This window comes from Sphingomonas sanxanigenens DSM 19645 = NX02 (genome assembly GCF_000512205.2).
Taxonomy (GTDB): domain Bacteria; phylum Pseudomonadota; class Alphaproteobacteria; order Sphingomonadales; family Sphingomonadaceae; genus Sphingomonas_D; species Sphingomonas_D sanxanigenens.
The window spans coordinates 886,369-901,244 of the sequence record NZ_CP006644.1; the positions used below are offsets into that span (position 1 = coordinate 886,369).

Sequence of the window (14,876 nt, forward strand, 5' to 3'; positions counted from 1 at the left end):
ATCCAGATCGAAGGAACAGAGCCGGTGGCAACAACCGAGATCGGCGGGCTGCGCATCAGCCTAAGTCTGGACAGCTCCAGTTTCCTCGGCGGCCTCGTGCAGGCGCAGCGTTCGATCGCCGCTTTCGCCGGCCGCGTCGAAGCGCAGTTCGCCCGGCTCAATGATTCGATCAACCGGATAAGCACCCGTATGACGGTGGCGATCACGCTGCCGGCGACGCTGACCGCGCGCGCGGCCGTTAACGCGGCGTCCAACGCGGCGGAGATGCAGAGCGCTTTCGAATATACGTTCGGCAAGATGGCGGGCGATGTCGAAGCGTGGGCCGTTCGCACCGGCGACGCGATCGGCCGGGCCACCGAGGAAATGCAGGCGGGGGCGCTCGCCTTTCAGCAGATGTTCCGGGTGGCGGCGCCGACGGAAGAGGCAGCGGCGGGGCTTTCCAAGCAGTTCGCGCTGCTGGCACAGGATCTTTCCAGCTTCTACAACGTGTCGGGCGATGTCGCGCTGACGAAGCTGCGCTCGGCGCTGCAGGGCGAGAGCGAGCCGATCCGCGATTTCGGCGTGTTCCTGACCGAGGCGGCGGTGGCCGAGGAAGCCGTGCGGATGGGCGCGGCGAAAACGACCAAGGAAGTTTCCGAACAGGCGAAGATCTTGGCGCGCGCGAACATCATCCTGCGCGACACGGTGACGGCGCAGGGCGATGCGACGCGGACATCCGGCAGCTACGCCAACCAGGTCCGCGCGCTGCAAAGCCAGTTCGCCGAGCTGGGGGTCAAGATCGGCAAGATCCTGCTGCCGATCGCCGAGAAGCTGGTGGGGCTGATGACGCGGCTGGTGACGTGGTTCACCAACCTGCCGGATGGCGTGCACAGGGCGGTGGCGGCGGTGGTGGCGTTCGCGGCGGCGCTGGGGCCGCTGATCGTGGTGGTGAAGGGGCTGGTGCTGTTCTTCACGGCGCGCTGGATCATGCGCAGCTTCGGCCTGCTGGGGACGGTTGTTTCCTACCTGATCGCGCCGATCCAGACGCTGGCGACGACGCTCGGCGGCCTGGCGCTTCGGCTGCTGAGCGTCCAAGCCGTGTTCCGGGGCGCCGCCGTGCTGATCGGACGACTGGGTGGGCCGATCGCATTGGCGGTTTCAGCGTTCCTCGTGTTTCGCGACTATGTGATCCCCGTGCTGCAGCAGTTGTGGGAGACGATGCAGGAAACGCTGGGTCCGCGGGTGCAGGCGATCGTCGCCTCGCTCGGCGCGGTGTTCGAGAAGCTGCAGAACGGTCCGGTCGGCACCGCGCTCAACTGGCTGATCAGCGCCCTGGGGGTGCTGCTGGACGTGATCGGCACGGTGACGGCGCTGATCGTGAGCGAGGTGGGTGGCCAGCTCATCAAAGCGCTGGAGATCGTGCTGATCACGATCGGCTATGTGGTCGATGCGATCGGCGGGCTGGTGGACGTCGTGTCGGGGCTGCTGACGGGCGACTGGCAGCGGGCGTGGACAGGCGCCGGCGATGTCGTGGACAGCGTGGCCGGTGGATGGATCGATACGCTGGGCGTGTTTTCCGACGCGGCGGCGGCCGAGTTCCGCAGCGTCTATGAGAGCGCGAAGAAGTGGCTGGTCGATGAGTTCGGCAAGCTGGGATCGGGTACGTCAGCGATCATCGAAAGCATCGTTTCGGCGTTCCGCAACCGCTTTCCGGTGATCGGGGAGAGCGCGCAAGCGGCCTATGTCGAAACGAAAAAGTGGCTGGTCGAGGCCTTCGGGCCGATCGCGACAGCGGTAGGCGAGTTCGTAGATCGCGTGATCGAGCTTTGGAACCGGTTCAAGATGAGCCTGGGGCTCGGTAGCGCCGGATCGTCGGTCGGAAAGTATATCGCCGATCAGACGAAGTCGCCGGCGGCGGAGCAAAAGCGGGTTCCGGCGCTGGCGTCCGACGAGAAGAAAAAGAAGAAGGGCCGCAGCGGGCCGACCGATGAGGATCGCCGGCGCAACTATGACGACGAGTTGAGCCGCATCGAGGATCGCATCCTCGATATGCAGCAGGAGCTGGCGACCAATCTCGAAGATCGCCTGCTCATCGCGCAGAAGCGTGCCGTCAACGATCTGGAGGCGTACGACGCCGAGATAGACGAGAAGGTCAAGCGCAAGGAACTGACGCCGAAGGCGGGCGAGGAACTGAAGCTGCGCAATGCGATGCTCCGGGAGCTGCAGGCGCAGCTGCACGCGCGCGAATGGGATCGCGAGCTCGACGAACAGGCGCTGCGCATCAAACGGGCGATGGTGGATGCGGAGACGGACCTGCTGCGCTCGCGGCTCGATCTGGCACGAACCGCGGCTGAGCGCCGCGAGATCGAGATGCGCATGCTGGAGGCGCAGCAGAAGGCTGAGCGCGACCAGCTGGAATTTATCAAGAAGCATGCCACCGATGATGGCGAAAGAAGCGAGGCGCAGGCCGGTCTCGACAAGCTCGACGAGATCCAACGCAACCAGCGCGAGCGCACCAGGCGGGACACGGCTGGCCCGCTCGAAAGCTATCTCGACAACATTCCGAGCACGATCGGGGAGATCAACGAACAGCTCGAGGAAATGGCGGTCAACCGGCTGAAGGCGATCGAGGACAGCTTTGCCGGCATCGCGCAGAAGGTGCTCGGTGTGAATGGGGCGCTCGGCGAGACGATCAGCATGCTGCTGCGGATCGTGGCGCAGCAGGCCATCCTCGCCGCTTCCAACGGCAGCGGCTTCGGCGGCTTCCTGAGCGGGGTCGGAAGCGCGCTCGGCGCCGTCTTTGGCGGCGGGGCTTCGTCCAGCGCAACGACGATCGCGCAGTCGAGCGCCGCCACCGCGGGAAACTGGTCTCTTTCCGGCTGGGCGAGCGGCGGTGGCGGCTGGATCAAGGGTCTGCCTGGCATCGACCAGAACACGCTCTCGATAAACGGCAAGCCGATCGCGCGGGTTAGCCGCGGCGAGATGTTGAGCGTGACGCCGGCGAATGACATGGGCCGTCAGCCGCAGGTCATGATCAACGCCGACTTCCGGGGCGCCAGCCCCGAGGCAGTGACCGCGATGAGCGCCCGGCTCGACCAGTTCGAGCAGAACCTGCCGGGCATGGTGATCCAGGTCGCCAGCAAGGGCAAGGAAAGGCGCTTCTGGTAATGGCGATCACCTATCCCCGGCCGATGCCCGAACTTACCGGGATGGCCGGTCGCCTGACGCTCGAGCGCGTGGACTATCTCTCGCCCGAGCGCACCGGCGTCATCGGCGGGGTGACGGCGGGTTGGCCGCTGTGGATGATGCGGCTGTCGTTCAACAACATGGCGTTCCGCGACGACGACGAGCTGACCGCCTGGCTGGACAGCCTGCGCGGATCGCAAAAGCGGTTCTTCGGCTATGACCAGACGCGGCCCGAACCGCGCTTCCATGCCAACGGGCGGCCCTACACGAAGACGACCGCGACATGGTCGCAGTCGATCGACAGCGAGGGCACCTGCAACCTGACGCTCGGCGGACTGCTGCGGGGTCAGGTGTTCTCGCCGCGGGACTATGTCGGCTTCGAGTGGGGCGACAATCGCCGCGCGCTGGTGCGCAGCCTCGAGCGTGGCGTGGTCAGCGTCGGCGGTACCGTGACGATCGCGGTGGAGCCCGCGGTTCATGCGGTCGTGCCGCCGACGGCAACCGTGCAGCTCTATCGGCCGTCGTGCCTGATGCGGATCCTGACCGACGATACCGAACTGATGGATCAGGGGCTCGCCTTCGTCGGCGCCGGCAGCCGCATCGCCGCCGTGCAGGACATCATCGCATGAAGACGATCGGCGTTTCCGCCGTCGCGGCGATGGCGCGCGGCGAGGCGATCGTGACCGCGGCGGTGTCGTTCTTCAGCGCCGAGCCGACCCATGTGTTCGGCGGCTATGGCGTGTTCGAGATGGGCGACGACGTCTTCCATGGTCTCGGCGACCGCGCCCTCGCCGAGGTGACGGGCGGCGCGATCGGCGGGTCGGAACAAAATGTCACGCTGACGCTCTCCGGTGTAGATCCGGAGGTGGCCGCGCTGATGGACGCCGAAGATGTCATGGGCGTGGGCGTCGTGATCTACCGCATGATCTTCGACGGATCGGGCCGCAACCTGCTCGACGTGCGGCCCTACAAGCGCGGCCGCGTCGACGAGATCGTCGTGGAAGAGACGATCGGCGGCACATCGACCATCACGGTGCAGGTGGAGAGCGCGGCCCGCGGGCTCGGCCGCAACAATGGCCGGATGCGCAGCGATGCCGACCAGCGGCTGATCGATCCCAACGATGGGTTCTTCAAGCACACTGCTTATGCCGGAGAGAAGCAAATCTACTTCGGAGGCAAAATCAGTTCCGCCGTCAGATCGTCTTTCTAAGGGGGCAGGAATGCGCGACCTGGTGGCACTTCGCCATTATCTGGCAGAACGTGAGGCGATGCCCTTCGATTGGGGGCGCCGGCGGAACGACTGCGGAAGCTTCGTGCTGCTCGGCATTGAGGCGCAGACTGGTCGCGACGTGCTGCCGGGCATCAGCTGGGCGACGGCACGCGGGGCGCTGCGTGTGATCCGCAGCCATGGCGGTCTCGACGGGGTCGTCAACAGCGTGCTGACGCCAGTCGCCTCCGCGCGCGCTTTGCGCGGTGACGTGGCGGCAATCCGTGTCGATGGCGAGATCAGCCTGGTGCTGGTGGAGGGCGAGACGCTTGCAGGCCCGGGCGAGAGTGGCATCGTCCGCCTGCCGAGATCGGCGATGGTTCTCGCCTGGAGCATTTGCTGATGGGAAAGGTGGTTCGCGCCATCGCCGGCGCTGCGATCGCCGGCATCGGCGTTATCATTGGCAACCCGCAACTTGCGCTTGCGGGTGGCAACCTGTTCTGGACCAGCGTAGCGGCGATTGCTTTGTCGCCGGGCCAAAAGGCGCCACGCGCACAACCTACCACGGCACAAATTGGTGAGGTTGCGAGATCAGGGATTTTCGGCAAGGCCGCCGTAGCGGGATCGCTGGTCGACGCTTACAATCATGGCGGAAAGTACGGCACTGACTGGACGGTGCTCATTATCGCGCTTGCTGACCATCGGTGCGAGGCGCTCGAGGGATTTTACGTCAACGATCAGTATGTCGCCTTCGCCGGCGATGGTATGGTCGCTGGCTATAAGGAGCAACTGCAGGTCTTTTGGCGACCGGGCACATGGGACCAGGCGGTTCCTTCCTACGTGCTGACGACCGCGCCGGTATTCCCGGCCGGGCACGCGCTGGCGGGACAGCCGACATGGACCGCGAACGACCGCGGGCGCGGCGTTTCCTATGTCGTGGTCGGCTACAAGGCCGACAAGTCCGACGCCAAGGATCCGGTGTGGACGTCGGGCCGCCCGCAGTTCCTGTGGGTGGTGAAGGGCCTGCAGGTCTATTCGGCGCGCGACGATTCGACGGTGGCGGGCGGCAGCGGCGCGCACCGCTGGGATGATCCGGAGACGCGGGAATGGTCCGACAACCTGATCGACTGTCGCTACACCTGGGCCCGCGGCATCTATGCCGGCGACCGGGTGGACGAACCCGACATGCTGCTGCTCGGCCGCGGGCTCACGGCGGTGGAGGCGCCGCCCGAGCATGTCGCCTTCTATGCGAACATCTGCGATGAGCCTGTCGCCCTGAAAGCTGGCGGAACCGAGCCGCGCTATCGTGCCAACGGCCAGTGGTCCGCGGATCAGGAGTTCGTCGACGTCGAGCTGATGTTCGCGTCGGCGTGCGGCGGTGTGCTGATCGAGCGCGAGGGCAGCGTGGAGGTTGAGCCCGGCCACGCCAAGTCGCCGGTATGGTCGATCACCGATGACGATCTCGTCGTCGGCACGCAGGTGACGCGGCGCGACGTGCCGACCCGCACGGACAATGACTGGGTCAACACCGTGGCGGCCCGCTACATCGAGCCTTCGCAGAAATACAAGCTGCACGGGGCGCCGGTGCGCCGCTCCACCGCTGACGTGATCGCCGACAAGGGGCCGCGCGAGGCGACGCCCGCGCTGGATCTGGTGACGTCGGGCACGCAGGCGCAGCGGGTCGCCGAGATGGCGCGCCGGTTGGGCAGGCTGTGGAAGCGCCGGTCGATCGTGCTGCCGCCGCGCTTCGCGGGCGTAGAACATGGCGACTGGCTGCTGTGGAACTCCGCCCGCTACGGCGGCACCATGCTGATGCGGGTGGAGAGCGATCAGCTCGGCCGCGAATGGAGGAACACCCTGTCGCTCCGGCAGGTCTCCGCGGACTTCGCGGACTGGAACGCTGCGCTCGACGAGCTGGACGACAAGAGCGTGGCCGTGAATCCCGATGTGCCGGGCGGCATCGGGGCGCCCGGCGCCGGCGCCTGGTCGGTCGCGCTCGTCGGCAACACACTGGTGATCACCGGCGCCGCCGATGACGATTATGCCTCGTCGATCATATTCGAGTTTGCCAGCGGTTCGGCGCCCGATCCCGACGTCGATGACGACTGGACACTAATTTCCACGGGCGGGCAGACCGCGACGCGCGCGGAGCTCGCCGGCGTGGCGGTCGATACCGACTATTATGCCGCGGTCTCCTATGTGGTCGACGGCGAGCGCGGTGACCGGCTCGTGCTGGGGCCGGTGAGTTATGCGTCGGAGGATGTGCCGCCGGGCCCGGTGACCTTCCTGAGCGTCACGCCGGGCGTCGGCGAGGCGGACATCGCGTGGCGCAACCCGACCACCAGCAATTTCGACTATGTGGTCGTCTATTCCGCCACGACGACCGATTTCGAGGACGCCGTCGCCGTCTCCGGCGAACTCCGCGGCGGTCTCGGTGCCGACGGGGCCTTCAATCATGTCGTGGCGGCGGGTGTGCGCTCGTGGTGGGTGCAGCCCTTCTCCGATGACGATGTGCCCGGCGCCATCGCCGGGCCCGTGACGGCCACCGTCACCTGACATCCTCCGCGCCGCCGGGCGCGGCGCTTCACGAACGGAGATTCTATGACCGAGCGCGTCGATCTGGCGGCGTCGAGGAACGTCGACCCGTGGGGTGATACCATCGATTTCATCTACAGCGGCGCGCCGCTGCCGCCGATCACCTCGATCGACATGGAGGTGCGCCTCTATCCCGGCGCGCCCGGCGCCGCGCTGCTGACGCCGACGGTGACCTTCGAGGATCTGGCCGACCCGACCGAGGAAGATCCGCTCCAACGCATCCTGCGCGTCATGCCATCGGCGCCGCAATCTGCGTTGGAGGGCATGCCGACCGGGCTCAACCAGCCCGATCCGGGCGATGCCGACCTGTTCTCGCACGACATCATCATCACCTATGCCGACACGGTCGAAGAGAAGCTCGGCTTCGGTGATTTCCTTCTGCAGCCGGGGGTTACCGTCTAATGGCCGACATTCGCAAAGTGCAGGTGCGCGGCCTGCGGGGGCCGGGGCTGAGCGCCGAGGATACGGCGGCGATCAACGCGGCGGTGGAGGCGGCAGAGGGCGCAGCGGAGGAAGCGGGCGCCAAGCTGGGCGAAATTACCGATGCGCTGGCGACGGGCCTCGCTGCGATCGATGCGGCGGTCGAAGACGCCGAGGAAGCCGCGGCGAGCATCCCGCTCTACACCTCGCCGCGCCTCGCGGCGATCGAGGATGCGCTCGGCCTGCCGGCGGTACCGCCCGAGGCGCCGTTCCATGACAGCTTCGCCGGCGGCGCCGGCCTGCTCAAGAACCGGCCGGGATATATCGTTCTGACGCAGAGCGGGTTCGCGGCGCAGGTCGACAGCCTCTCGGTGGGCGACGGCTTCATCGGCGGCACGACAGGCACCAGCGCCTGGGGACTGAAGACGACGGACAGCGTGACGGTGTGGGTGGACCGCATCATCGGCGTCGCGCCGATCACCTATCTGGTCGACCATGTCACGGTTTCGCCGCTGCTCGACCGGTTTCGCGCCGGCGGGACCTGGACAGTGGTCGGTGGTCTGAACACCGGCAATTACACGATCTCTCGGATCGACGACAGCAGCTCGCCAAGCAGTGTGCAGCAGCTCGGCAACCTGCGTGTCGAAGCCTTTGACGTCGTCTCGCACCGGTTCGAGGAACCGGCACCGGGCACGATCACGCTGACGGTCTGCCTCAACGGACGGCAGGCGGGCCCGCCGGTGGTAGTGAGCGGGCTGGGGGTGCCCTTCACGATGAACCACGGGATCACCGGCAATGCCGGCGCGCAGGCGCTGCGCTGGATCCAGATCGCCAAGCCGGCGACGCAGGCGCTCATCACGCTATTCGCGCCGAATCGCGTGGTGCACCGGAACGTGGACGGATCGACGACGTGGCGGCTGCGCGGGCAATACACGGGGGATGCGCCCAGGGCGCTCCGATACCTGTTGCTCGACCATGCAGCCGGCGTCGCGGTGTCCGGCCATAGCAATGTGCTGGTGAACGACCTGGTCGCGGAGAATGGCTGGTGGTCTGGCTGGTTCACGATCTCCAACGCCGCCTCGCTGGCGGTGAAGGATACGGGCGTCCGCCTTTTCGTCCGCCGCCGTGGGCTGATCGACGAGAATGATGCCGAGGCTACCGCGGATGCGTGGGGGCCGATCCAGTATCCGGGCGAAGTGAGCCCGGTGAATGGGCAGTCGCTTGGGGTGCAAGAGGGCCGTCAGGTGCTGGTAACAGCCGGCCTGTATCCGGCGCCGGCGCGTAGCTTCTGGATCGACGGCGAGCCATCGACGATGCAGCCGGAGGCGTTTTATCGTCGGCAACTGCCAATCACCGCGGACACCACCGTTGCGGCGTTCGCCGGGGTGGTGCAGGCGCTCACGGGTACCAGCGTGGCGACCTGCTCGGGCGGCGTTTCGTCAACGGCGATCATCGAGCGGACGGTGGGGACACCCGGCTATATCGCGCTGCGCGACGCGATCGAGCATGCCGGTGGCGCGGGCATCCTGCGCCACATCGACGGCCAGTCGGATATCGGCACCTCCGACGCCGATTACGAGACGGTGTTCCTCGCGATCTACACGGCGCTGATCGCCGAGTTTCCGGACCTCCGCGTGCTGATGGTCCCGTGCTCGTCGGCCTGGGCGGCCGGCGTCGGCAACTATAACCGCATTCGGCGGCTGCAATGGGATATCGCGCGGCGGCGCACCGACATCTGCGTGGGGCTCGGCGCCTATTCCAACGGCGTCCAGAAGCTGGACACGCTGCACAAGCCCGCCCTGGGCTATGCCGAGATCAGCCGGCGCAACGGCCACTGTTACAGGCAGGCGCGCGGCTATCAGCAGTTCGACGGCAATGGGCCGTGGTTCGCAGCGTTCAGCAAGGTCAGCAGCAGCCGCCTGCGCGGCGTGTTCAACCTCGGCCGCGGCGACAGCCTGGCGCTCAACAACAGCGGCTATGGGGGTGATTTCGCGGGCGCCATGCAGTTCGCCACCGCATCCACCTTCGCCTCGCCGATCGCGCCTACGGCGTTCACGATCGACGCGAGCCCGGTCGATATCGGCGGCGGCGTTCTGCAGCAGGGGATCGAGTGGGATTTCGCGGGGACGCCCTTCGCCGGCGCGGCGTTCGCCCGCGCCGCGATCGGCGACAACCCTTACAACCTCGCCAACAACGCGACGATCAACGCCGATCTGGTCAACCGCGCCAGTATGATCGTCGCGCTGAAGGCGGGCGAACCGAGCGTGGAAATGCAGCCCTATTACAGCCCGGACGGCAACGATTACCGCCAGGCCTGAGGAGATCGCCGACATGCCTACCGAACAAGATCCCGACAACCTCATCCCCGATGCCGAGCCGGGCGACGACTTCCCGGTGAGCGATCCGGTCGCGCCGACGTTCAAGCAAACCGAGGAGCTGCTGTTCGCCTTGCCGGATGCAACGGATGTCTGCGTCTCGCGGCCGGCCGATGCATGGTTGCCGGACGGCGTCGAGACAGAGCCGTTCGGCGATCGCGTCATCTTCAACATCACGGTCGGCGCGCTGAAGGCCGCCTGGGCCGCACAGGAAGGAGACTGACATGCCCGGAACACCCACCCCGACCCCGACGCCCACTCCGACGCCCACGCCCAGCCCGCGCCCGCAGAAGCCGGGCACCCGAAAGAAGAAGCGGGAGACCTGACATGATTGCCGCGTTCTTCGGAGCCTGCGTGGCGATTGTGCTGTGGCGGACGTGGCGCTTTGACGCGCTACGCCCCGTCGCGTTCGCATTGCTCGCCGGCTACGTGGAAGCGAACGCCGCTGCGATGCTGTGGCCGTTCCAAACGCGGGTCATTCTCGACATCTTCGCGGAGGTCATCGTCGGCATGACGACAGCCTCCGCGTGGATCACGTTGCGGGGCAGGGGCGGCGCACGGGCGGCGCCGATTATCATTCTGTCGATCCTGAACGTCTGCTGTGCCGTATCCTTGAGCTTCGTAGGGGCGAGCTCGGATGAGAGGCAGTGGCTCTACGTCGTCCTGACGAACATCTTCTTTCTGGTCCAACTGCTGCTCGTGGGGTTCTGGGGGGTGAAACATGCGCGAGCTGGCGTTGCTCGTTGGGGCCGTCGCATTGGTGACGTTGGCCCGGCTCCTGAGGCTCGTTCTCATGGGGGCTAAGCGGAGCGATGAGCTTTGATTGGTCCCTTCTTCTCGGGCCGTACGGGGGCGTCGTCGCAGGCGCTTTCGGCACCGGCTGCGCGGCGGGCTACGCGTTCTGCGTCCGCACCATCCTCAAGGTATCCGATGGCCGCCTCGACGAGTTTCGCGCGGAAATCGCCCGTGAGCGGAAGGACTGCGACGAGCGCATTTCATCGATCAACGACGATCGGCGGGAGGAACGCAAGGCCTATGAGGGCCGCATTTCTCGCTTGGAGAAGCGCGTCTTCGAACTGGAGGACCGATCCTACACCGGCCAGCTACGCCAGATGGCACAGGTCCGCCAGTCCTCGAAGGACATGGGAATTATCGAGCTTGGAGGCACCCCCGATGACGCCTGACGAACCCGAACCCGAAGACCCTCGCGAACAACCAGCGCCGCTTTGGCCGCTACCGGAGGACGTATGACGAGCATCAAGGATCTGCAGACCCGTCTCGGCGTGGACCCGGACGGCAAGGTCGGCCCGGCGACGCTGGCGGCGATCTACAAGGCGCTGGGGTGGGAGGCGACCACGCCCAGCCGCACCATCGCAGACTTCATCGGCGGCTTTATCGACGCGCACGAGGGCGGGCTGTCGATGGACCCTGCCGACAATGGCAACTGGACCGGCGGCAAACGCAACTCCGGCACGCTGGTCGGCTCCAAGTTTGGCGTCACCCCCGGCGCGGTGGCTGTCTATCGCGACGTGCCGGCATCGTCGCTCACCAAGGCCGACATCGCCAACCTGACGCGCGACGAGGCGGTCGCGATCGGCGTGGCGAACTATTTCAAGGCGCCCGGCTTCGACAAGCTGCCCATGAACCGCGTGACGCTCTCCGTGGTGGATATGGGCTGGGGGACGGGGCCGGGGCAGGCGGTCAAGCTGCTGCAGCGCATGGTCGGCGTGGCGGATGACGGCAAGCTCGGCCCGGCGACCGCGGCAGCCTATGCGGCATGGCTCGGCAAGGTCGGCGAGGAACATGGCGCGCGGCAGTGGGGCGATGTCCGCAACGCCTTCTATCGCGCGATCAATCAGCCGCGTTTCCTCAAGGGCTGGATCAATCGCACTTCGTCATTTTTGCCGGGAACGAAATGGTGGAGCGATTGGGCGGGGTTCGGGAAATGACCGCCGAGCGCACCACCTTCCGCTACACGATCGGCATCCTCGCCATCATCGGCGGGCTGGCTGGCCTCGGCGGGCTCTATTTTATCGAGGTCCCGTCCGGCAATCGTGAGCCGTTGCTGCTGGCGCTGGGCATCATCCTCGGCTGGGGCGGGACGGTGATCGGGTACGAGTTCAACTCCAGCCCGAGCGAGCGGCGAGCGGCCGATTCCGCGCTGCATGCCCCGCCTGTCGCCACCACGCAGACGGGCGATGTGAATGTGGAGACGAAGGGATGATTCCAGCCATCCTCGCATCATCGGCCGCGCAGACCGGCTGGAGCGTGTTCAAGCGCTTCTGGTGGGCCATCCCCATGCTCGCCCTGTTCGTGGCGCTGTTGGTCACGCGGGGTACGCTGGCGGGCGTCAAGGCGGAACGGGACGCGGAGAAGGCGGCGCACACGCAGACCGTCGTCAACTATCGCCGAGCCGCCGCCGAAGCCGAAGCATCCGACCAGGCCAACGCGCGCCGGGTGGAGACGCAACAGAAGGAAATCACCGATGCCGTATCGACGGATTATCAGTCTCAGCTTGCCGCTGTGCGTGCTCGTTACGAGCGGTTGCAGTCCGCGTCCCGCCCCGATCCCGGCGGTCGCGCAAGCCCGTCAGTGCCCGGCGTACCCCCTACCGCCGGCGGATCTGATGCAGCCGCCCCGCAAGCTGGACTTCCTGCCGCCGATGCCCTGACCGCGACGGAGCAGGCGCTGCAGCTTCAGGCCTTGCAGGAATGGGCCCGGCGGCAGGCGGCGGTGGACGTGAACGGAGAGAGGTAATGATCCACTGGCTTCCCCCGACCTACATCGTCGACATGCGCCGACCCAATGCGGCGAACAATCCGGTTCGCATCAAGATCCGTCGCGGGGCTCCATACCCCGGCGCTATTCTCGCCCAGGAACGATGGGAGTGGGGTTTCAAGATCCCGCTGTTTTTGCTCGGCTTCGTGCCGGTGCTGCTGACCCGAATTGGCCCGATCGCACGGCATTTGGAATTGATGGGCCACGCTGTCGAGGTGGCTGTGGCGACAACGTTCTATGGCGTCGCGGACATCAATGCCTACGAGGCCCGCGAAGCCGCGGCGATGAGTTCCTATCCTCAATTCAAGGGCTGGGATGCCGGCAAGATCGAGCTGGAACTGAAAAAGCGACGCAGCAAGGCGATGAAGTGGGTTGGGCGACACCGGAAGCTGATCGGCAAGTATGTGATGGCGTTCGCGCCCTAGACCGATTCCCGCCGATGTGGCATAAGGGCGGGGCTGCGGCGGGCTTAGCTCAGTTGGATAGAGCGCTGGTGAGAGCCGGGTCAGGCATGGGTTCAAATCCCATACTCGCCGCAGCATACTCCGACCGGTAGTCCTCCGCCCATGGCGAAGGTCGATGACCGGAAGGACGGAATGGGGTAGCTGCCGAAACTGATCTCGGTAAGGGGTATCCGGCCGAAGTGAACCTTTCAGAAGGGCGCCGGACGAAGCAGCACGTAGTGGCCCGCAGCTACCCCGCCACCCTGACCAACACCTCCGCGAGCTGTTTCATCACGTCGCACCGCTTCTCCAGCTCGCGCAATCGTTCGATCACTCTGGCTATGGTCTCGGGGCTGGTGTCTCCGGACTGGAGGGCGGTGATCAGGGAGGGGGTGTCGCTCATCGGAAACGCGGGTGTGTCACAGCGGCTAGCAGCATGTCAGTGGCGATCATCTTATTGACGTGCTGGCTTCTGCCATATTCACAGATGGCTGTCAGGCCGCTCGGGTGGGTGATCTTCACGCCTTGCGGACCGGGGCCGACGACCTGCCCGCCGGTCTGGCGCGGCGGCCAAATCTCGATCGTGCAGCCGGCGAGCAATTCAGCTTCGTCCATGCTATCCTCCTTTCACCGCATCCACGATCCAGAACGCGACACATGCCAGGCTGGCGACGAGAGCCAGCGCGGCGTGGGCGTAGCGGCGGATGATGAAGAAGGGCGGGAGGCGCATTAGCGCCACGCTTCGACGATCGGCACCATCATTGACTGGCCATAATGGTTCGTTACGAAGCCGTGGAGTTCGCGCATACGCTTTCCATAGATCTCGTCGTCTTCCTCGCGCCGCACGGTTACAGGATCGCCGCGCACCTCGTATCGATGCGACCAGACCGCCCACCTCACGACCGGCCCGGCGCGGAGCATGTTGCGCGCCTTCCGCTTGTTCGCTGTCCGCCAGTTAGCCATTCGCGCCGCCTCCAGTGCTTGCCGCTTTCTTGCAATCTTCGCTCATTCCCATTCTCCCGTAAATCTCTGACCCGAGGCGATGACTGCTGCGGCGAGGGTGATCATGAACCGCCCCGCGATTTTAGCCACGCGCTTTCTAGGCCTAGAAAGAATTGCGGAGACACGCCGAACGCCTTTCCCAACTTCGCGGCGGATTTCTCGCCAATTCGCATTGTCGGCTCATCAGGCCCGCATGCGTCGTAGAAGTCGAGCGACAGCCGGCAAATGCCGAAATCATGAGCGGAGCCGTCGCACATGCGCCACGCCAGTTGGTCCGCTGTCCAACCACGTGCGATCAATTCCTCCGCGATCACCTCGCTTGGGTGCGGCGCCAGGATCTCACTCATCGTCAGGTCTCCTGATTGCGGTGGCGATGTCGCGACACGCTTTCGCAGACTGATCTGGCGCGGGGATGGTGCGGCGGTTCCATGCGGCGATGGCGGCCTCAGGCGTCGAGCGCTGGATCACCAGCCCGCAACCGTCGCCGCGCTCGGCTTCGCACTCCACCTGCCACCATTCTATCCCGGCTTGCACTCGCCCTAATGTTCCGGGCTGTCCGCACAGGGGGCACGGTTCCAGCGCCGCCCGCAGCGCCTCGGTCTCACTCATGGGTGGTGTCCTTGTTGGAGGGTGTGTCGGCAGCTTCGTTCCGCCAGCCTATCCATGACTGCTTTTCAGCCGCCAGACGGATGCGCTGCACTTCGTTGAACCACGCTAAGGCTTTTCTTTCACGCGGGTCGCCAGCGAGGTCTTGCATCGCCTTGACGAGTATTTTCTCTAGCAGCCGGGCATCGTCATGGCCGTACAGATGGATCGGCGTCGCGATGACGTGACCGAATTTCCGGCTCGCGCTCAACTCAACCTCCTATTCAAAGTCTCAAGCCCGGCCGC

General features: G+C 65.9%; 20 protein-coding genes and 1 tRNA gene. 15 read left to right on the top strand and 6 right to left on the bottom strand.

The window, feature by feature from the left end; translation table 11 throughout:
• Positions 1-24: 24 nt before the first annotated feature.
• The 15 genes from NX02_RS04190 to NX02_RS04260 all read left to right on the top strand — a co-directional run bounded on the left by NX02_RS04190 (position 25) and on the right by NX02_RS04260 (position 13,076).
• On the top strand, positions 25-3,147 hold the full coding sequence (locus tag NX02_RS04190) for a phage tail tape measure protein (protein ID WP_158013905.1): 3,123 nt from the start codon (positions 25-27) through the stop codon (positions 3,145-3,147).
• Positions 3,147-3,794 carry a hypothetical protein gene (locus NX02_RS04195; protein ID WP_025290942.1) on the top strand — a complete coding sequence of 216 codons (648 nt, stop codon included), beginning with the start codon at positions 3,147-3,149 and terminating at the stop codon, positions 3,792-3,794. Before NX02_RS04190 ends, NX02_RS04195 begins: the two co-directional genes overlap by 1 nt.
• Positions 3,791-4,375 carry a hypothetical protein gene (locus NX02_RS04200; protein WP_025290943.1) on the top strand — a complete coding sequence of 195 codons (585 nt, stop codon included), beginning with the start codon at positions 3,791-3,793 and terminating at the stop codon, positions 4,373-4,375. The genes NX02_RS04195 and NX02_RS04200 overlap by 4 nt, the downstream gene beginning before the upstream one ends.
• A gap of 10 nt (positions 4,376-4,385) precedes the next feature.
• The gene (locus NX02_RS04205) at positions 4,386-4,775 is read left to right on the top strand and encodes a DUF6950 family protein (protein WP_025290944.1); all 390 of its coding nucleotides are present in this window, start codon (positions 4,386-4,388) and stop codon (positions 4,773-4,775) included.
• A complete protein-coding gene (locus NX02_RS04210) occupies positions 4,775-6,928 on the top strand; it encodes a phage tail protein (protein WP_025290945.1) in 2,154 nt (717 codons plus the stop codon). Before NX02_RS04205 ends, NX02_RS04210 begins: the two co-directional genes overlap by 1 nt.
• Before the next feature lie 45 nt (positions 6,929-6,973).
• Entirely contained in the window at positions 6,974-7,369 is a 396-nt protein-coding gene (locus tag NX02_RS04215) for a hypothetical protein (protein ID WP_025290946.1), read from the top strand.
• Positions 7,369-9,705, top strand: a complete 2,337-nt coding sequence (locus NX02_RS32955; RefSeq protein ID WP_025290947.1) for a hypothetical protein — start codon at positions 7,369-7,371, stop codon at positions 9,703-9,705. Before NX02_RS04215 ends, NX02_RS32955 begins: the two co-directional genes overlap by 1 nt.
• A 13-nt stretch (positions 9,706-9,718) precedes the next feature.
• Entirely contained in the window at positions 9,719-9,985 is a 267-nt protein-coding gene (locus tag NX02_RS32960) for a hypothetical protein (protein WP_025290948.1), read from the top strand.
• 104 nt (positions 9,986-10,089) lie between these two features.
• The gene (locus NX02_RS04230; RefSeq protein ID WP_025290949.1) at positions 10,090-10,566 is read left to right on the top strand and encodes a hypothetical protein; all 477 of its coding nucleotides are present in this window, start codon (positions 10,090-10,092) and stop codon (positions 10,564-10,566) included.
• 8 nt (positions 10,567-10,574) lie between these two features.
• The gene (locus NX02_RS04235; RefSeq protein WP_025290950.1) at positions 10,575-10,946 is read left to right on the top strand and encodes a hypothetical protein; all 372 of its coding nucleotides are present in this window, start codon (positions 10,575-10,577) and stop codon (positions 10,944-10,946) included.
• Between the two features lie 63 nt (positions 10,947-11,009).
• Complete coding sequence (locus tag NX02_RS04240; RefSeq protein WP_025290951.1) at positions 11,010-11,711, top strand: glycosyl hydrolase 108 family protein; 702 nt, start codon at positions 11,010-11,012, stop codon at positions 11,709-11,711.
• A complete protein-coding gene (locus NX02_RS04245) occupies positions 11,708-11,986 on the top strand; it encodes a hypothetical protein (protein ID WP_025290952.1) in 279 nt (92 codons plus the stop codon). The genes NX02_RS04240 and NX02_RS04245 overlap by 4 nt, the downstream gene beginning before the upstream one ends.
• Complete coding sequence (locus NX02_RS04250) at positions 11,983-12,519, top strand: hypothetical protein (RefSeq protein ID WP_025290953.1); 537 nt, start codon at positions 11,983-11,985, stop codon at positions 12,517-12,519. Before NX02_RS04245 ends, NX02_RS04250 begins: the two co-directional genes overlap by 4 nt.
• A complete protein-coding gene (locus NX02_RS04255; protein ID WP_025290954.1) occupies positions 12,519-12,965 on the top strand; it encodes a hypothetical protein in 447 nt (148 codons plus the stop codon). Before NX02_RS04250 ends, NX02_RS04255 begins: the two co-directional genes overlap by 1 nt.
• A gap of 37 nt (positions 12,966-13,002) precedes the next feature.
• Positions 13,003-13,076 (top strand) — tRNA-OTHER (locus NX02_RS04260).
• 157 nt (positions 13,077-13,233) lie between these two features.
• Here NX02_RS04260 and NX02_RS32185 read toward each other — a convergent pair.
• From NX02_RS32185 to NX02_RS04280, 6 genes are all read right to left on the bottom strand, one after another.
• Positions 13,234-13,386, bottom strand: a complete 153-nt coding sequence (locus tag NX02_RS32185) for a hypothetical protein (RefSeq protein WP_158013906.1) — start codon at positions 13,384-13,386, stop codon at positions 13,234-13,236.
• Positions 13,383-13,598: a hypothetical protein gene (locus tag NX02_RS04265; protein WP_025290955.1), complete on the bottom strand. Its 216-nt coding sequence runs from the start codon at positions 13,596-13,598 to the stop codon at positions 13,383-13,385. The genes NX02_RS32185 and NX02_RS04265 overlap by 4 nt, the downstream gene beginning before the upstream one ends.
• A gap of 114 nt (positions 13,599-13,712) precedes the next feature.
• Positions 13,713-13,946 (bottom strand): hypothetical protein, encoded by a 234-nt coding sequence (locus NX02_RS04270; RefSeq protein ID WP_025290956.1) that lies wholly within the window; start codon positions 13,944-13,946, stop codon positions 13,713-13,715.
• A 101-nt stretch (positions 13,947-14,047) separates the two neighbouring features.
• Positions 14,048-14,332, bottom strand: a complete 285-nt coding sequence (locus NX02_RS04275; RefSeq protein WP_025290957.1) for a helix-turn-helix transcriptional regulator — start codon at positions 14,330-14,332, stop codon at positions 14,048-14,050.
• Positions 14,325-14,594, bottom strand: coding sequence for a Lar family restriction alleviation protein (locus NX02_RS32190; protein WP_158013907.1), 270 nt, complete (start codon positions 14,592-14,594; stop codon positions 14,325-14,327). Before NX02_RS32190 ends, NX02_RS04275 begins: the two co-directional genes overlap by 8 nt.
• Entirely contained in the window at positions 14,587-14,841 is a 255-nt protein-coding gene (locus NX02_RS04280) for a hypothetical protein (protein ID WP_025290958.1), read from the bottom strand. Before NX02_RS04280 ends, NX02_RS32190 begins: the two co-directional genes overlap by 8 nt.
• Positions 14,842-14,876: the final 35 nt, after the last annotated feature.